The 17,765-nt window shown below is 68.4% G+C and carries 17 protein-coding genes; 8 read left to right on the top strand and 9 right to left on the bottom strand.

What is annotated here, in order from left to right:
• Positions 1–17 precede the first annotated feature (17 nt).
• Positions 18–1,076: an aldehyde reductase gene (locus KLK06_RS54805; protein WP_214643838.1), complete on the bottom strand. Its 1,059-nt coding sequence runs from the start codon at positions 1,074–1,076 to the stop codon at positions 18–20.
• 239 nt (positions 1,077–1,315) lie between these two features.
• On the bottom strand, positions 1,316–1,612 hold the full coding sequence (locus tag KLK06_RS61105; protein WP_250907525.1) for a hypothetical protein: 297 nt from the start codon (positions 1,610–1,612) through the stop codon (positions 1,316–1,318).
• Between the two features lie 183 nt (positions 1,613–1,795).
• Here KLK06_RS61105 and KLK06_RS54795 point away from each other — a divergent pair, with 183 nt between their 5' ends.
• The 3 genes from KLK06_RS54795 (at position 1,796) to KLK06_RS54785 (ending at position 4,479) form a co-directional block, all read left to right on the top strand.
• Positions 1,796–2,071 carry a hypothetical protein gene (locus tag KLK06_RS54795; protein ID WP_214643836.1) on the top strand — a complete coding sequence of 92 codons (276 nt, stop codon included), beginning with the start codon at positions 1,796–1,798 and terminating at the stop codon, positions 2,069–2,071.
• A gap of 29 nt (positions 2,072–2,100) precedes the next feature.
• Positions 2,101–2,439 (top strand): hypothetical protein, encoded by a 339-nt coding sequence (locus tag KLK06_RS54790; RefSeq protein ID WP_214643835.1) that lies wholly within the window; start codon positions 2,101–2,103, stop codon positions 2,437–2,439.
• A 789-nt stretch (positions 2,440–3,228) separates the two neighbouring features.
• Positions 3,229–4,479, top strand: coding sequence for a serine hydrolase (locus KLK06_RS54785; RefSeq protein ID WP_250907524.1), 1,251 nt, complete (start codon positions 3,229–3,231; stop codon positions 4,477–4,479).
• A 171-nt stretch (positions 4,480–4,650) separates the two neighbouring features.
• Here the strand turns inward: KLK06_RS54785 and KLK06_RS54780 are convergent, their stop codons facing one another.
• Positions 4,651–4,908, bottom strand: coding sequence for a hypothetical protein (locus KLK06_RS54780; protein WP_214643834.1), 258 nt, complete (start codon positions 4,906–4,908; stop codon positions 4,651–4,653).
• Between the two features lie 30 nt (positions 4,909–4,938).
• Positions 4,939–5,508 (bottom strand): hypothetical protein, encoded by a 570-nt coding sequence (locus KLK06_RS54775; protein ID WP_214643833.1) that lies wholly within the window; start codon positions 5,506–5,508, stop codon positions 4,939–4,941.
• Between the two features lie 392 nt (positions 5,509–5,900).
• Between KLK06_RS54775 and KLK06_RS62115 the strand changes: the two genes are divergently transcribed.
• The gene (locus tag KLK06_RS62115) at positions 5,901–6,023 is read left to right on the top strand and encodes a hypothetical protein (RefSeq protein ID WP_284735412.1); all 123 of its coding nucleotides are present in this window, start codon (positions 5,901–5,903) and stop codon (positions 6,021–6,023) included.
• Positions 6,024–6,263: 240 nt separating this feature from the next.
• On the opposite strand, the gene KLK06_RS54770 is transcribed toward KLK06_RS62115, so the two are convergent.
• Complete coding sequence (locus KLK06_RS54770) at positions 6,264–6,596, bottom strand: hypothetical protein (RefSeq protein ID WP_214643832.1); 333 nt, start codon at positions 6,594–6,596, stop codon at positions 6,264–6,266.
• A gap of 265 nt (positions 6,597–6,861) precedes the next feature.
• Between KLK06_RS54770 and KLK06_RS54765 the strand changes: the two genes are divergently transcribed.
• Complete coding sequence (locus KLK06_RS54765; protein ID WP_214643831.1) at positions 6,862–7,782, top strand: hypothetical protein; 921 nt, start codon at positions 6,862–6,864, stop codon at positions 7,780–7,782.
• A gap of 243 nt (positions 7,783–8,025) precedes the next feature.
• On the opposite strand, the gene KLK06_RS54760 is transcribed toward KLK06_RS54765, so the two are convergent.
• Positions 8,026–8,793 (bottom strand): alpha/beta fold hydrolase, encoded by a 768-nt coding sequence (locus KLK06_RS54760; protein WP_214643830.1) that lies wholly within the window; start codon positions 8,791–8,793, stop codon positions 8,026–8,028.
• Positions 8,794–9,045: 252 nt separating this feature from the next.
• Here KLK06_RS54760 and KLK06_RS54755 point away from each other — a divergent pair, with 252 nt between their 5' ends.
• Positions 9,046–9,657 carry an AAA family ATPase gene (locus KLK06_RS54755; protein WP_250907523.1) on the top strand — a complete coding sequence of 204 codons (612 nt, stop codon included), beginning with the start codon at positions 9,046–9,048 and terminating at the stop codon, positions 9,655–9,657.
• Between the two features lie 331 nt (positions 9,658–9,988).
• Complete coding sequence (locus KLK06_RS54750) at positions 9,989–11,161, top strand: PHB depolymerase family esterase (protein ID WP_214643828.1); 1,173 nt, start codon at positions 9,989–9,991, stop codon at positions 11,159–11,161.
• On the opposite strand, the gene KLK06_RS62840 is transcribed toward KLK06_RS54750, so the two are convergent.
• Complete coding sequence (locus KLK06_RS62840; protein WP_214643827.1) at positions 11,134–12,348, bottom strand: S9 family peptidase; 1,215 nt, start codon at positions 12,346–12,348, stop codon at positions 11,134–11,136. The genes KLK06_RS54750 and KLK06_RS62840 overlap by 28 nt on opposite strands.
• Positions 12,349–12,644: 296 nt before the next feature.
• Here KLK06_RS62840 and KLK06_RS54740 point away from each other — a divergent pair, with 296 nt between their 5' ends.
• Positions 12,645–15,026, top strand: a complete 2,382-nt coding sequence (locus KLK06_RS54740) for an FdhF/YdeP family oxidoreductase (RefSeq protein WP_214643826.1) — start codon at positions 12,645–12,647, stop codon at positions 15,024–15,026.
• Here the strand turns inward: KLK06_RS54740 and KLK06_RS54735 are convergent.
• Both KLK06_RS54735 and KLK06_RS54730 read right to left on the bottom strand, forming a co-directional pair.
• On the bottom strand, positions 15,007–16,212 hold the full coding sequence (locus KLK06_RS54735; RefSeq protein WP_214643825.1) for a cytochrome d ubiquinol oxidase subunit II: 1,206 nt from the start codon (positions 16,210–16,212) through the stop codon (positions 15,007–15,009). The genes KLK06_RS54740 and KLK06_RS54735 overlap by 20 nt on opposite strands.
• Positions 16,202–17,611 carry a cytochrome ubiquinol oxidase subunit I gene (locus KLK06_RS54730; RefSeq protein ID WP_214643824.1) on the bottom strand — a complete coding sequence of 470 codons (1,410 nt, stop codon included), beginning with the start codon at positions 17,609–17,611 and terminating at the stop codon, positions 16,202–16,204. Before KLK06_RS54730 ends, KLK06_RS54735 begins: the two co-directional genes overlap by 11 nt.
• Positions 17,612–17,765 lie beyond the last annotated feature (154 nt).

Below are 17,765 nucleotides of genomic sequence, written 5' to 3'. Positions count from 1 at the left end.
GGGCTCCCTGCCAGGCGTCAGGAACGCTTGGCCTCCTTGACCAGGCCGAGGTCGAGAAGGCTTTGAGCGGTCGCGGTGACGCTGTCCTCGCTGGAGCGCGGCCGCCAGTCCAGGACGGTCCGGGCCTTGGTGTTGTCGACGTGCCGGACGAGGCCGAGGTCGCCGGCGATCCCGCGCAGCGCGGGCACGAAGCGGGCGACGAAGCGGGCGACGAAGCGGAGTAACCAGCTCGGCAGCCTGCGGGCCGGGACCTTGCGGGCGCCCGCGCCGAGCCGCTGCCGCAGGGTCAGGCAGACCTGGTGGAGGAAGACGGTGTCCCCGGCGGTGGCGATGAACCGCTGACCGGCGGCGCCGGGATCGGTCATCGCCCGCAGGTGCAGGTCGGCGGCGTCACGGACGTCGACCACCCCGAAGGACAGGTCCGGCGCTCCCGGCAGCCGCCCGTCCATCAGGCTCTTGATCAGGCGGACGGAGCTGGCCAGGTGCGGGCCGAGTACGGGCCCGAAGATGCCGACCGGGTTGACCACGGCCAGCTCCAGCGCGCCGCCCTCCCGGTCCATGAAGTCCCAGGCGGCCCGTTCGGCCAGCACCTTGGACTTGACGTACGGGGTGACGCCCGGGCCGTTGATGTCGGTCCAGTCCTCTTCGGTGAACGCGCGGTCGGTGGCGGGGTGTCCGTAGCCGATCGTGACGAAGGAGGAGGTGACCACGACCCGCCGCACTCCGGCGTCCCTCGCCGCACGCAGCACCCGCAGCGTCCCCTCAATGGCGGGAACGAGCACCTCGTTCTCGTCCTTCGGGGCGGTGGAGGGCAACGGCGAGGCGACGTGCAGCACATAGGCGCAGCCTTCGACGGCCTCCGCCCAGCGCGTGTCCGACGTCAGATCCGCGACCACGAACGACAACGAGTCTCCCGCCACCACCCCGGCGACCTTCATGGCCTCGCGGACCTCCTGCTCCCTGGCGGCGGAACGCACGGTGGTCCGCACGCGGTAGCCCTCCTGGAGCAACTGAGCGACGCAGAAGCCCGCCAGGAAGCCCGACCCCCCGGTCACCAGCACGGTGTCGCCGTTCATCGCATCCTCCCAGGTCAGTTAAGCCGCACGCGGCTGGGCCGGGCCATGATCGACGAGGTCGCGCGCCGGCGCTCGGACCGTGGCAGGCGGTCCGCACCCCGCTTCTCCCTTGCCGACACGACCTCGCAATCACGGCAACCCTCCATGTCCACGCACTGACCGGATTACGCGTCAAATGTGCTGCATTTTCCGGCTTAAAACACCATTTCACCGCATAGCCAGTCTGCGCCAGGCCCATGTCAGTGACACGTCAGCACAACGACAGCCAGAACGGCGACCATGATTTCGACAAGCGGCCTCGAAATGGCCGCCACATAAGAAATCCTAGAGAGATCCGCGACGAAAGGACGGCCCGCATTGAGAACGACGGTACGGCTACTCGCGATGACAGCACTGGCTGCAGGCATGGCGCTCTCCACTACACCCGCCGACGCCGCCACGGGAACGCTGATTCTTTCCTCCAGTCCGTCCGGCCCAAGAATAGTGTTCAACAATCCAACGGCCGGCTGCCACAGCACCACGTCGGCCTTCACCACGGTCACCAATCGTACGAACGTCTTCGCCACCGTCTACCAAGGAGCGCAATGCCAGGGAATGTCCCTGGTCGTCGCACCGGGAACGAATCCCATGCCGGTAGGAGAACGCCTGAGCGTCTCTGTCCCCAGCTGAGGATTCGCTGTTCCAGCGACCGAAAAAAGGGAGAAAACATGCTTGATCGCATGGCAAGACGAGTAGTCACCGGTGCAGTCGGCCTAACCCTGGCGTTGACTCCCGTGGTCCCCGCATTCGCGACGCAGAGCAGCTCGGCGAGCCGCCAGTCGGCGGGTCCCGCGCAGGTGGCCAGCCATCAAGAATGGGGCGGATGGTATTCCAGCGCGCAAAGCTGCGCCGAAGTCGGCCGGGACTACGTGCACGGGAACGGCGCGATCGGATTCACCTGCCGACCGCTCGACGGCCGGTGGGCCCTCTGGGTCATCTACGACCCCGCCCCCTGACGTCCGCCGCGACAATCCAGGAGAGAACTATGCAGAAAATCAAGAAAGCCGCGACGACGCTCACCATCATGGCCGCTCTGGCAGCCGGCGGCCTGACCCTGGCCGCGCCCACATGGGCGGACAGCGTTCCGTCCGCCGTGAGCTCGAACGCGACACCAGGAGTCTGGTACATCTTCAATTTCTACCCAGATGAGGGAACCTGCGAGGCTCAGCGTAGATGGGGCGCCAGTCAAGGCTGGTGGACCTGGGACCATTCGGCCTGCGCGACCAACGGGCGGGACTGGGCGCTCTTCCTTTACTACGACGCGGCGCCCGGCCAACAGCGAGCGACTCTTCCGGGCCTTCCTGAGGGCTGGCAGCGAGCTTGATCGCCGGACGAATGTGAGATAGCGCGAAAAGGTGCCTTCTGCGGCTGCCTGGCGTGGGAGGCGCCTTTCGCGGCGTACCGAGATAATGGATGGCGTCGGCGAGACGTGTGACACAAAACAGTCCCGCGCACGGCGCGGCGGACTGGGCGCAAAACAGAATCACCCGCCGTCTTGCGCCTGGCCGACCTCCAGGGCTGAAGCGTTCTCATGTCGTGAGACCGAGTGTCGGTTGCAGTTGAAGCTGTCGGTGTTCGCGTGTTGGTGTCGGTGTTCAGGTTGAGTCGTCGGATTCCGCCTTCGGCTCCGATCTTGGTAAGGCAAAATGCTCAGCCATAACGGCTTTGCGCGCTGGCCGGCTGCGCGAGGCCCCTGGCCGAAACCGCCGCCATACTGCAGGACCTGGAGGTCACCGGCCCCGCCGAACCGTCAGCCGACGTCACCGACTACATCGCCCACAAGATCTGGACCGGCGCCGCACGCGTGCCGGCCGGGCCGCTAATCGTCACCATCGCCACCTTCGCCAAGTGCTCGCACCTGCCCCCCACGCGGTCCGGCCCGCCTTGGGCGAGCTCCGCACGAGCGGCAAGATCTCCTGCTGCGGCCAGAAGACCGAGAGCGACCCACCCGCCTGATTCCCGAGGCCGGGTCCATCAACCCTTCTTCCCGATCAGGCCCAGGAGGCGCCGGCCCAGCGCCCGGCCGACTTGGTGTGAGAGCTGACTTCTGTCATGCGGGACCCGTGACACAGCGCACTAACCTCCGCCGAGCGGAAGGCTCATGCTGAGCGCCATGACCATTCGTCGATACAGCACGCTCGCCTCGCGGCTGGGAGCCGCGACCCTGGCCGCCGCGCTGCTCGCGGCGGCACCCGCGGCCGCCGCTGAGGACGGCGGCCTCGACCGGCAGCGGCTGCGGCAGACGCTGGACGCCATGCACGAGGCCGGCATGTACGGCACCTATGCGAACGTCATGGACGGCCGGCGGAGCTGGAAGGGCGCCGCAGGCGTCGCCGACATCGAGACCCGCCGCCCGATGCGGCCCGAGATGGTGCACCGGGCCGGGAGCATCACCAAGTCGTTCGTCGCCGTGGCCGTGCTACAGCAGGTCGGCAAGGGCACGATCGAGCTCGACGCCCCCATCGGCCGCTACCTGCCGGATCTGATCCCGGGTGAGCGCGGGCAGCAGATCACCGTACGCATGCTGCTCAACCACACCAGCCACATCGCCAACCACACCGAGGTGATCTTCCCGACGATCGAGAGCCTGGACGCCAACCGCTTCCGCGCCTTCCCGCCGGAGGAGCTGGCGCGGGCGGGGCTCGGCGCCCCCGCGACCGGGCAGCCGGGGGTGACACCCGGATCGTACTCGAACACGAACTTCGTCATCGCCGGCCTGCTGCTGGAGAAGGTGACGGGCACGAGCGCCGAGCGGTACATCACCGACCACGTCTTCCGCAAGGCTGGGCTGCGGCACACGTCGTTCCCACGCACGCCGTACCTGCCTGGGCCGAGCTCCAAGGCGTACGAGGCGCTGTTCGGCTACTTCGACCCGCCCAAGGACTACAGCGTCTACAACATGTCCTGGGCCTGGACGTCGGGTGCGGTCGCCTCGACGATGGAGGACCTCAACCGCTTCTTCCGGCTGCTGCTGCGCGGTGAGCTGCTCGACGCGACTCTGCTCGCCGAGATGCAGAAGACCGTGCCCATCCGGTCGTTCTCGGGCGCCGTGATCGACTACGGTCTCGGGATCTACCCCCTCGACCTGCCGTGCGGCAGGTTCTGGGGGCACGACGGGAGCGTCCCCGGCATGCAGACCTTCGCGTTCTCCAACACCGGCGGCGGCCGCCAGTTCGCCTTCGGCACCAACCTGAGGAACTACCAGCAGCTCGACGAGAACGGTAGTCCTGTCACGCACGCCATCGACTTCGCGATCGGGAACCACCTGCTGGAGGCGGCGTGCGGGCCAGACGCGGGCGCGGCGACCAGGGCGGCACGGCCGCTCCCGGCGATCGGCGTGGACGGGGGCACGGCCACACCGTGACCGGCGGCGGCGCGACGCGGGCGGGTCACCGATCGGCGGCCCGCCCCAGCGCCGCCGCCCTACCCCGGACGTTAAGCTCTCTCGCCGACAGGAAGACCTGAACAACACGGCTCGAAACCGTTCGAACCGAGGTGTCGTGCCGCAGATCGAAACCTGTCCCAGCCGCCAACTTCATCCGGAAGGGACACCGAGTAGCTGAAGGCCGTCGGCTGGGTGGCTGCGGTAGTGGTCGGTGGCGGAGGCGATGTTGGTCCAGCCGAGCAGGCGTGCCAGGCCGATGGCCAGGTTGCGCAGGCTGGCCAGGACGCGGGGAACTGCTCCGATCCGGGCTCGGCAGGCGTCTTCCCGGTAGGTGACGTCGCGGATGTGGTGCAGGGCCTCGATGCTCCAGTGGCCGCGGATCAGCGCGGCGAGCTGGGGTGGGCTCACTCACTCAACCCGCGTATGCCGGCGCATGCGCTACAACTCGATCTGCCCCATGCCCGACTCCTCCGCTGTCGAAGGGCACCCGTTGACGCCGAAAGCTTTGAAAGCACCCATGGCATCCGTGAGTAGTTCGGGATGCTCCTCAAGATGACGAAGTTCCTCCACCGTGAGCTCTCGGACCAGAGTGTTGGAAGACGTCTTCACCAATAGGATGGATCCGATTAAGATGACCGCCGCAGGAGTCTTCTCCAACTTATCGATAAGGTTCGCGACCGCGTTCAGATTCGTCTCGTTGACGTAGGCCTGGCGCCGCTGCAGTTGCTCCAGTTCTACTGCTCGTAGAGCCTTCTTGGCTACTTCGTCGAGTCCGGCGCCTGAAACCTCTTGGCGAGCCCGAGCGAACAGGCTTTTGAACCAAGAACCAAGTTCGGGGGGTAGTTCGTTGACGATCTCATAGCCCGCCTCATCCAGTACTTCCCGCACGGCTCTATCGATGTTCGGCGCATCGACTTCGTCTTCGAGGAAGATGGAGACTGACACAATCCCCGTTACTTGCGCGGGCGCACTGGAGTCCTGTCTGTCACGCTTGCCTCCGCGGGTCACATAAGTATTGCTAGCGGGAGGAACGCGCGATGGATGGGATGATGAACGCGGTCCTCTGCGTCTTCCGCTGCGATCGAACTCGACCCGCTGGCCTGGCTCTAGCGGACCGTGGGTGAGAATCATCCACAGACTGACCTGCACTTCTTTTCCGTCGTCTAACGCGATAACAACGCGATCTCTCACGGCGTCGTACGACTTCACAGTTCCCCATGCCATAGCAGCGCTCTCAGATGAGTGGCGGACGTTTAGCGCAATAGAAGCACAGCTGCGACGTAGCGTTCGCCAAATGGTCGAGAACTACCGGCATTAAGGAGGAACGGGCACCGAAGCTACCATGGGCACCGGCCGGGCAATGACGCCGCACTGACCGCAAGACCGGCACGACCACCACCGTGACGATCTACGTCATCACCAGCCTCCCACCGGGACTCATCATCCACGCCTGGATCGCCGCGCTGATCCGCGGCCACTGGCGCATCGAGGCCTTGCCGCATTTGCGACGTCACCTCCCGTGAGGACGCCTCCAAATCCCGCGCCGCGCCTCGGATGATGGCTGGCCTGCGCAACCTGGCCATCGACCCGTTATCGCAACCCCCACCGAAGGTCTTTAGCTACTCAGTCTCACAACATGAGAACGCTTCGACCCTGGGCCGACCTCCCCCGAGGTAAGCCCTACGCCCGCCAGACACCATGTCTGGCGGGCACTCATGGCCAGGTCGCCGAGCTCCGGCCTGCACCCGATGCGATGGTGAAGGTCAGAAGATCTTCTGTTGGAGGCTGCCGGGGGCCATGACGTCGAGAATGCCGGCGGCGCTGACGGCGATGTCGGGAAGCTTGATGGTGATTTTCCCGAAAAGGGGATGGCCTCCGTTGACCGCTACCTCAACGGCATTCCCATCGGCTGCCGCAGCGGGGCTGGCGAGTGCCAGCAGTCCCGCCCCAGCGACTGCGGCCACGGCATGCCGGAGCACCCGCCGAGCCGTCCGTACGGAATGGCCGACGCCTGCGGCCTCGATCGACCCGGCTCCGTTGATCGTCCGCTCGACCGGAGCGGGAGGGTACGTCAGGAGATTCTCTGGCATGGTCATCGGGCTCCCTTTGGATCGGGACTACTCACGCTCCGCCACCTACCCGCACCTACAGTAACTTCATGGATACGATTTGTTAGCTCCCTCTCGGTAGCGGTGCCCGCGCTGGACGGGCTGGTTGCCAAACGGGGGCACCGTGCGGATGCTCGCAGTACCCGTGGGCGTCGATGCCCGACGGGATCGATCTCGCGAGGCATCGACGTTGGGCCGTCCGGTCCGGCCGGACGCCGACGCGTCGTCAGTGGCCCATGCCAGGATGGGCGGCATGCTGGAGATCGCGGTGGAGGCAGAGACCGGGCAGCGGCGCATCCGGGTCACCGCCCAGGAGCTTGCCGGCCTGGTCCGCCGGATCGGCGGGGACAACGACAGGTTCCTGGTCGTCCAGCGGGTCCCCGACCTGCCCGATGTTCACATCCAGGTGTGGCATGAAGCAGGCGGCGACTACACGCTGGAGCACCGGGACGGCGGCCCCGACCGACACTTTCAGGTGACGGTCGGCGGACCGGAATCCGTGATCGCGGCGATGACCGGCTGGGCGCGTCAGGAACCTGACTGGAAGATCGGACTGGACTGGGCGCCGCTGGACCTGGGCCCCGCCACAGGTTCCGTTCCCCCGCTCGACCTCGACGAGGACGAGCGTGACCGGCTCGAAACGCGCCTGCGCGAGGTGCTGGTCGGCGGCTATGCCACAAGAGCGCAACTGGCCGAGATCGCGCAGGACCATCTCGTCTCCGGCGACCACCGGCCGGTCTCACCCGGGCAGTCGTGGCAGTTGGTCAACCGGATGTGGCTGGAGCGCGTCGCGGAACAAACCGCCTGGGAAGGCCAGACGGACCCGGAGCGGCTCATCCGGGCCTTCACGGCACTGGAGCAGGCAGGCATCACGGCCCGGGAGAACTTCACCTGTTGCCGTTCGTGCGGTGACGCGGAGATCGGCGGGACAAGCGCTCCGGACGCCTGGGGCTTCGTGTACTTCCACTCCCAGTGCACAGACGCGGCCGCCCGCGGGCACGGGCTGTCGCTTCTGTACGGCGCGTTCCACGGTTCGCCCGCGACGGCGACGTCCATCGGCCAAGCGGTTGCGTCAGCGCTCGAGGAGGCCGGACTGTCGGTGGAGTGGAACGGCGACCCCCTGCAGACCATCACGATCACGCCGCTGGACTGGCGCAAACGGCTCGTCGGCTAGGACCAGGATCCCGAACGGCCGGGAACCACCCCGCTGAGCCCGCCGAGATGCGAGCGTGGCGGTCGAGAAGGCCGAGCGCCGTCAGGTAGTCCGGCGGCCACCACCACGTCCCGGCCGTCCAAGACAAGGGTCAGCGAGATGATCGGCAAGGTGCCGTACTCGGTGTAGCCGCCCATCCGGGGCACGACAGCGAGAAGGCGCCTTCCAGCCTTGCTGCTTGGTGGGCTGTTCCGCGATGGCAGGTTAGGCGCGGATGCGGGCGTGGGGGTGGAGGGTGGGCAGCCAGCGGCCGAGGAGGCCCACGAACGCCTGGGGTCGTTCCAGATGTAGGAAATGACCGGTGCCGTCCCAGGTGACCATCTGCGACCCGGAAGGTGCGGGGATCGAGGACTCCCAGGCGGCCGGCTCGCTCAGTGAGCGGACGCAGAGCACCGGGCGGGTGCGCCTGGCCAGGTACCGGTGCGTCGCGGGGCGGGCGCCGAACGCGTCCGGGCCCAGGTACATGCCCTCGTAGCACGCGGCCAGCACGTGGCCGGGCGTGGCGAGCAGTTGGTCGCGTACCGCGGCGGGCATGGAGCCGAGCTGGCGGACGGCCGCCCGCGCGCCGTTGGCCCGCAGGGCGGCCAGCCGTCTGGCGAACAGTCGCTCCTCGGCGGCGTCGGCCCCGTAGGCGGGATCGACGACCACCAGCGCCGAGACGTGTTCGGGGTGCTCCACGGCCATGGCGGTGACGACCTGGGCGCCCATCGAGTGCCCCACCGCCACGACCGGCCCGGCGCCGAGGCGATCGAGCAGGGCGACGAGGTCGCCCGCCAGGTCAGTGGGGCGGTAGCCGTCCAGGGGCACGGGCGACTTCCCGTGCCCGCGCAGGTCGGCGGCGATCACGCGGTGACCGGGCTGGAGCGCGTCGGCGATGGGATCCCACGTACGGGCGTGACCGCCCCAGCCGTGCACGAGCAGCAGGGTCTCGCCCTCGCCGCGATCGGTGTGGTACAGCGTTACGGGGGCCATCAGTGTGAGCCTTGGCGGATCATGGGACGCCTCCTTGAAAGCGCTTTCCCACCATACTAGCGGTCGCCCGTCCGGAGAGCCCGACACACAGCCCGACACCGAGCCCGGCCGATCGCCGAGAACGGTCTCCGGTCAACGTCATCAGGTGGGCAGAAGCGGAGCAGGGTCGCCAATGCTGCACTCTTATCGCCTGACATGCAGCAAAATGTGACCGACGCGCGTGTCCGTCCTATCGGGGTGAGGGTGAGGATCTTGGCAATCTCGGCGCCGGCGGCTCCGGAGGCCGCTGGAACGTTGCGCTATCCGGCCGGATCCCTGGTGATCCTTACCGGCCTGCCCGGTGCGGGCAAGACCACACTGCTGCGCCGCCTGTACGCCCTGGACGGCACGGAGAGCCGCCCCGTCGTGGCGGGCTCGGTCGTGGTGATCGACTCGTCGCAGTCTCGGCTGCGGTGGAGCACGAGCCTGGGCTGGGCGCCCAAGCCGGTGCGTACGGCGGTGGTGTTCACGACGCACGTGTGGCGCATCGGCCGGGCGCTGCGGGGCGGGTCCGCGGTGATCGCGCACAATCGCGGCTGCGGGTCGGCCGTGCTGCACGGGTTCGCCTGGCTGGCACGACGGTCGGCGGTTCCGTTCCACCTGCTGTTGCTGGACGCTCCTCCCGAGGACGCGCTGGCCGGTCAGCAGGCCAGAGGGCGGGTCGTGGCGACGCGGACGTTCGCGCAGCACCATCGCCGCTGGGAGGCGCTGCTGGCGAGGGTCCGGGCCGGCCAGACCGGCCCGGCCACCGGCGCGCACGTCCTGGACCGGCCCGCCGCCGACCTCCTCGAAGGCATCCATTTCGACGTGCCTCACCCTCGCTGACGAGATCCCGCTGAACGACCAACCACCGACCTCGATGTGAGGCGGCGGAGTGGCATGCTCCGGCTGTACGGCCGAAGGGCAGGGGCGGGCCGCCCGGCAAGCTCGCGCACGGGCCACGCGACCGAATAGCCGGGCCGGCCGACAGGCTCGGACCACACGGCCGGACAGCCCGAGCAGCCCGAACGGGAGGGACGGGCCGCACGGCTGGAGTGGCATGGGCCGGACGCACATGTATGGCTCTGGGAAATCTGGTGCGTGCCACATATCAGGCCGTTCGCCCGGAACGTACCGTCGCGGGCAATCGCCAGGCGTGTGAACTCCGGAGTCGCCGATGTTTCCGCTCCCCAGCCGGGCCGTCGTCAGAGCCATGACGGCGCTCATCCTCGTCCTCGCCGTACTCGCCGTCGCCCGCCCGTCCCGGGCGGCCTCCTTGACGAAGGTCACGGGGTTCGGCTCGAACCCGGGTCCCCTGAACATGTGGGTCTACCGCCCCGACGGCCTGCCCCCGGGCTCCCCCGCCGTCGTCGCGCTGCACGGTTGCACGCAGAGCGCCGACGTCTACTACACCAACTCGGGCTGGCGGAGGTTCGCCGACCTGTACGGCTTCGCGCTGATCTTCCCCGAAGCCACCACGCCACCGTCGAACTGTTTCCAGTGGTTCCAAGAAGGCGACATCGGGCGCGGCCAGGGCGAGGCGCTGTCCATCGCCCAGATGGTGACGTACGCGACGAGCACCTACCAGCTCGACCCCGGCCGGATCTCCATCACCGGCCTGTCCGCGGGCGGCGCGATGACCGCGGTCATGGTGGCGACGTATCCGGAGCTGTTCGACGCGGCCTCCATCGTCGCCGGTCTGCCGTACCGCTGCTCCCCGCCCGCCTCGACGAGCACCTGCATGAACGGCCCGGTCACCAAGACCCCGCAGGACTGGGGAGCCCTGGTACGCGGCGCCTACCCCGGATACACCGGGCCGCGGCCGAGGGTGAGCATCTGGCACGGCCAGGCCGACTACGTGGTCAACAAGGCCAACGGCGTCGAGCTCAGAGACCAGTTCACCGACGTACTCGGCCTGTCGCAGGCCCCCGCCTCGACGACGAGCCTGCCAGGCGGGACCACGATGGAGACCTACGGCGGCGGTGAGGTGCGCTTCTACCGGATCGCCGGGATGGGTCACGGCACCCCGGTCGATCCGGGCGGCGCCGCCGAGCAGTGCGGCACGGCGGGCGCCTACTTCCTCGACACCATCTGTTCGGCGTACTACGACAGCCGCTTCTTCGGCCTCGACACCGGATCGCCGCCGACCCCGACCCCCACCCCGTCACCGCAGCCCTGCTTCACCGCCACCAACTACGCGCACACCCAGGCGGGCCGCGCCTACCAATCCGGCGGCTACGCCTACGCCAACGGCTCCCACCAGGCAATGGGCCTGTGGAACACGTTCGTGACCACTACGCTGCGACAAACAGGACAGAACTCCTACGAGGTGGTCGGCTCGACGTGCTGACCAGGCCCCAGTGCGCGAGCGAGGAAGCCGGACAGCGAGCTCTCATAGCGGGCACGGTCGGTGTTCCACTCCTGCGTGTGCCCGGCGCCCGGGAACTCCACGTACTGGATGGCCCACCCCAGCCGAGCCCCCGCCGCGGCGAAGTCCCGTGACGCCTGGACGGGGACCTCGACATCGGCGTCACCCTGGAGCACCAGCGCCGGCGGCTTCACCCTCGGCGGATGACCGAGCAGGTCGATCCGGCTGACGTCGATCCCGGCCCGCCACCCGGCGATCAGGTCGCCGGCCCGGGCCATCATCGTCGGCATGCGCATCAGGCCGACCTGGAAGTCACTCGTCAGGGGCGCGCTGAGCAGCGGGTTCTCCAGGACGACGGCGGCGACGACATCGGCCAGCCGCGAGTGGGTGAGGAACTGGCCGACGACAGCCCCACCCATGGACTCCCCGAACAGCACCACCCGACGGGCGCCCCTGCCCTGCGCGGCGCGGACCGCGGACTCCACGTCGCGCCACTCGGACGCGCCAAGGTGGATGAACCCGTCGGGAGAAGCCGGGGCCCCGAGGTCGTTGCGGTAGGTGATGTCGAGCACGGGCAGCCCGAAGCGGTGCATCGCGGGGATGGCGTGCAGGGTCGCCTGGCGCCGGCCGTTGCTGCCGTGCACCATGATGGCCCAGGTCGTGGCGGCTGGGTCGGCGGCGGGGATGTACCAGGCGGGGGCGTCGCCGAGTTCGGTGGGCACGGCGATCTCGGTGAAGTCGAGGCCGAGCGAGGTCTTCGGGTCGCCCTGGTAGGTCGACGTCACGCTCACCGGCTGGCCGGTCGGCGGGGCGGTGCCGCTGAGCAGTTCGCGCTCCACGCGCCCCGGCGCCTGGCCGACGATGTCACCGAGCATGGCCGCGCCTCCGTCCCAGACCAGCCCCCACGCGCCGGGGCGGGCGGTGGCGGCGGACGAGGCGAGGACGACGACCTTCCCGCCGCCGGTCATCCGTACGCCGAGGACGCGTTCGGCGTGCTCGCCGCCGGTCGGGTGAACGGGGTCGAGCATGATGCCGCTGCCGTACCAGCCGCCGCCGAGCGTCCCGCCCACCAGGACCACGGCCAGGACGACGACCACCACCAGCACGATCCGCCGCCACCGGGGGCGGCGGACCGTCTCTTCCCCTATGTCTACACCGTAAACAGTCACGTTTACAGCGTATACAAGAATGAGCGATGGCGGCTGGTCACCGGGCGTTGAATCTGGGCCTACCGATCCAGCTCACCGAGCAGATCGAGTCTTCGATCACCGGTGTCACGGCGTCCGGGTCCGAGATCAGGGTGAGGTGGCCACCGCCGGGAAAATCTGCATGATCTACGCGGAGATTGTCCAACCATGACAATCGGCAACAAAGACGCATGTCAGACTCGCACAGAGAGGGAGCGGGCCACCGCCGAAACGGGCCTGTCGTCGCTTGCGCGGGCTCTCGCCAACGAGGAGGACCGATGTCCTCGGACACGAACGGGAACGCTCAGGACTCGGCGGATCTCATACTCGGGAGCGTGCCGGGCGAGCCGGCACTCGGGCGAGGTCCCATCAGCGAGGACCACTTCGAGCGACGCGATTACCACCATCCCGCCGCGGGCTGGGGTGCGGCGCGAAGCGTCGCCGAGGTGATCGCGAAGGCCGGCGAGCCGATCGAAGGGCCACGCGCGATCAGGCGGATGAACCACGAGAACGGCGGGTTCGACTGCCCGGGGTGTGCCTGGCCCGACGACACCAAAGGTCTGCATCTCGACATCTGCGAGAACGGCATCAAGCACGTCATGTGGGAGCTGACCCACAAGCGGACCGACCGGGACTTCTTCGCCGCCCACACCGTCACCAAGCTGGCCGGATGGAGCGACTTCGCACTTGAGGATCAGGGGCGGCTCACCGAGCCCATGCGCTACGACCCGGCGAGCGACCGGTACGTACCGATCTCCTGGGAAGACGCCTTCACCATCGTCGGAGTCGCCCTGAACCGCCTCGAAAGCCCCCACCAGGCCTCGTTCTACACCTCAGGCCGGCTCAGCAACGAGGGCTCGTTCCTCTACTCGCTGTGGGCGAGAGAGTACGGCACCAACAACCTGCCGGACTGCTCGAACATGTGCCACGAGGCGAGCGGGCGCGCGCTGACGGCCTCGATCGGAACGGGCAAGGGCACCGCCGACCTCAAGGACTGGGAGGAGGCCGACGCGATCTTCGTACTCGGCGTCAACGCCGCCACGAACGCGCCGAGAATGCTCACCTACCTCGCCAAGGCACATCGCCGCGGGGCCCGGATCGTGCACATCAACCCGCTCGTGGAGGCCGCGGCCACGCGCACGATCGTGCCACACGAATTCGCGGCCATGGCGAGGTTCAAGTCCACCGAGCTCAGCACCCTGAACGTGCAACCGCGGATCGGCGGCGACCTCGCCCTGCTCAGGGGCGTGGCCAAGGCCGTCTGCGAGCTGGCCGAGACCGATCCCGGCGCGATCGCCTCGGAGTTCGTCGACCGCTACACCACCGGCTTCGAGGACTATCGCGACGCGTGCGCCGCCGCCTCGTGGGCCGAGCTGGAGCGTCAATCGGGGGTGAGCCAGGCGACGATGCGGCAGATCGCGGACGTCTATGTGCAGGCCAAGCGCACGATCATCTGCTGGTGCCTCGGCATCACCCAGCAGGAGCACGGCGTGGACTCGGTCAGAGAGATCGTCAACCTGCTGCTCCTGCGCGGCAACATCGCCCGCGAAGGCTGCGGACCTTCACCGGTGCGGGGGCACAGCAACGTTCAGGGCAACCGCACGTTCGGAATCGACCATCGCCCATCGGAGGCGCTGCTCGACCGGCTGGCGCGGGTATGCGGTATCGACCCGCCACGGCAGCACGGTCTGGACACCGTCGGCACGATCGAGGCGATGCGCCGGGGCGAAGTGAAGGTGTTCGTCGGCATGGGGGGCAACTTCGCTCTCTGCACACCCGACACCGCGACGACCTCCGAGGCGATCCGCCGATGTGAGCTCACGGTCCAGATCAGCACCAAGCTCAACCGCAGTCACGTGGTGCACGGCAGGCAGGCGCTCATCCTGCCCTGCCTGGCACGCTCGGAGAAGGACCACCAGCGTGGCGGCGTGCAAGCCGTCACGGTCGAGGACTCCATGGCGATGGTGCACCTGTCGCTCGGGATGAAGGAGCCCATATCCCCCGATCTGCGATCCGAGCCGGCGATCATCAGCGGCATGGCGCAGGCGAGCCTCCCCGGCAGCCGGACGCCGTGGCAGGAGTACGTCGACGACTACGACCGCATCCGCGACACGATGGCGAAGGTGTTCGACGGGATAGAGGACTTCAATCGCCGCGTACGCAGGCCGCTGGGCTTCCGCATCCGGCAACCGGCGAGGGAGGGCGTGTTCCTCACCCCGTCGGGCCGCGCCGAGTTCGCGGCGGGGCCGGTGCCCGATGTCGTTCCGGCCGACGGCCGCCTGACCTTGAGCACCAAGCGGTCACATGATCAGTTCAACACGACCATCTACTCCAACGACGATCGCTACCGCGGCGTCAAGAACCTGCGCACGGTCGTGTTCATGAACCGGGACGACATGCGCGAGCGCGACCTCGCGGAGTACGACCTGGTCGACATCACCAGCATCGCCAGGGACGGCACTCGCCGCACGGTGTACGGGTATCGCGCGGTCGCGTACGACATCCCCGCAGGCTGCGCGGCGGGATACATGCCGGAGTTGAACGTCCTGTGCCCCATCGGGGACTTCAGCTCGCAGAGCGACCAACCGCTGATGAAACACCTGCTCGTCGAGGTGGTGCGGGGCGTCGGCGCGCCTGCCGTCAACCCCGTGGAAGGGTGACGGCGAGGAAGAAGGTGGCTCCGGCGCACGCGACCAGGCCGGCCACGCCGACGGTGAACGACCATCCGTGGTCTCCGAAGAACGTGAAGCCGACACCGACCAGGAAGGACACAGCGGCGAAGGCCGCGACCGGGCGGATCCGCTTGGCTCCGGACGTGGGACGCGCGGCCGGCGCGTGTCCCCGGGGTTCGGGGGCCGCGTCCAGGTGGCCACGGAGAAAGAGGCCGAACAGCAGAACCAGAGATGGGATGAGGACCACCGCGCCGATGGCGACGCTGACGATCACCGCCATGAGAGTCGCGCGGCCGGCCGCCGCCTGCTCGATCGTGAGCCCGGGAAGGAGAACGGGCCGCTGCGCGACGCCCCATCCGGCCACGATCGCCGCGACGGCGAGCGCGGCCGACAGACGTGCCGGGCCGTAGCGGCGGCCGCGCACCAGCACGAGCGTCGCCAGCCCTGCCGCACCGGACACGATCACCATGACCAGCCCGGCCCCGCGCATGAAACCGGCCCAGAGCGACGGCGCGTCCACACGGACGACCAGCAGCCCGGCCAGTGCCAGCGCGCCGGTCGCGACCCCCGCCCACAGCGCACGCGTCCTGAAGTCGCGCTCCAGCGCGCGCTCGCCGAACCGCACGGCGTCGGCCGCCAGATAGACCGCCGCCAGGTAGGCGGAGGTCGCGACCGCGAGCGTCCCGATCATCAAAGGCGTGGGGTTCAGCCAGCTCGTGACCAGGTCTCCCTTGGCGTTCCCGACAGGTACCCGGCCAGAGGCGATCGCCCCGACGACCGTGCCGAGCGCGAAGGGCGTCAGGATCGAGGAGAGCGCGAAGACGCTCTCGACGGCTCGCGCATCCTGGAGTTGGGGGCGCAGCACGTACGCCGCCCCGCGCAGGATGATGCCGACCGCGGCGACGAAGAGCGGAACGGCGAGCGTCGAGGCGATCGAGCCGAAGGCCACCGGATAGGCGGTCCAGCAGATGACCAGCACGAAGATCAGCCAGACGTGGTTGGCCTCCCACACCGGCCCCATGGCATGCCGGGCATGATCGCGGGTCGCCGCCCGGCTCTCCTGCCCGCCACCGGCCACGAGGGTCCAGAAGCCGGCGCCGAAGTCCGCCCCTGCCAGCACGGTGTAGGCCGCGAGGCCGAGCAGGATGAAGATGATGGGGATCTCAGTCAGCATGACCCGCCTGCCCGTCGGGGTCGAGGTCGAGGTCGAGGCCGGGGTCGAGGGGGACGCGGCTGAGGCGGTGCAGCAGCCATGCCAAGGCGACGGCCAGGCAGAGGTAGACCACCACGAGCGTGCCGTAACCGATCGGGATCCCGCGGGCGCCCGTGACGGCCTGAGAGGTACGCAGCACGTCGTAGACGATCCACGGCTGGCGGCCGACCTCTGTCGTGATCCAGCCGGCGATCAGGGCCACCACGGAGAGCGGGCCGGCCGCTATGACCGCCCGGTAGAACCAGCGCGAAGTGGGCAGTCGTCTGCGCCGGAAGCGTACGTAGAGGTAGATGACGCTCAGCAGCGCGAGCAGCGAGCCGATCCCGACCATGGCCTGGAAGGCGAAACGCACGGTGTTCACCGGCGGCCGGTCGGCGACGGGAACGGTGTCGAGGCCCTGAACGGTCGCGTTCGGATCGTGGAAGGCCAGCAGCGACAGCAGGTCCGGGATCGCGACGCCGTCGACGACCTCGCTGCCGTCGTACCAGCCCAAGAGGTGCAGGGCCGCGCCTGACGTCGTCGGGCCGAGTCCTTCCATGGCGGCGAGTTTCACCGGCTGCAGGCGCGCGACCTCGCGCCCGGCCCAGTCGCCGATGACGGGTTGCAGCGGCGCGGCGACCGCGGCCGCGGCGAGCGCGATCGTCAAGGCCAGCCGCTCGTAACGGCCCCATCGCCCCCGCGATCTGCCCCAGGCGTAGGGTCCGGCGAGCAGAAAACCGGCGACGATGAAGGCGGCGAAGTACATGTGCACCCACTCGTGCCAGAAGAACGGATTGCCGAACAGCGCCCTCCAGGGGTCCGCGGCCACGGCCCGGCCGTCCCGCAGCGTGAAGCCGCTGGGGTGGTTCATCCAGCCGTTGACCGCGATGACGAACAGCGACCCGGTGACACCGGCGATCGCGACGGGAACGCCGCAGAGAAGGTGGAGCCGGGGCGGGAGCCTGTCCCAGCCGTACACGTAGATCGCGATGAAGATGGCCTCGATGAAGAACGAGAACCCTTCCAGCGCGAAGCCGAGCCCGAACACGTTGCCGAAGCTCGCCATGAAGGTCGGCCACAGCAGTCCGAACTCGAAGCTGAGAATCGTCCCCGTGACCACGCCCAGCGCGAACAGGGCGAGCATCACTTTCGACCACCGCTTGGCGAGCACGCGGTAGACGACGTCGCCGGTCCGCAGGTACCTCCACTCGGCGAACAGCACCAGCACGGGGAACGCGATGCCGAAGCAGACCAACGGGATGTGCACGGCGAGCGACAGCGCCTGCATCTGGCGCGCCAGGAAGACGAATTCCTGTTCGGCCGGCGAGATGGGAGTGCCACCGGCGGTGACGAGACAGCCGACCCACGCTGTGATGGACATGAACATCCCAAGGTCATTGGTGATGACGCCGTCGTGCGCAGATCATGGACCGAGTACGCGACTGCGCCAGGCTGCCATCTCACCTCGATCTTTCCGGGCTCCGCCCCAAAGCCCGTTCGAGTCGCGGCAAAGATTGCGGAACAAGGCGGTAAAT

The organism is Nonomuraea sp. NEAU-A123, from assembly GCF_018603905.1.
Taxonomy (GTDB): Bacteria; Actinomycetota; Actinomycetes; order Streptosporangiales; family Streptosporangiaceae; genus Nonomuraea.
The sequence above is the reverse complement of the archived record's forward strand: the minus strand, read 5'-3'. Positions and strand labels throughout refer to the sequence as shown.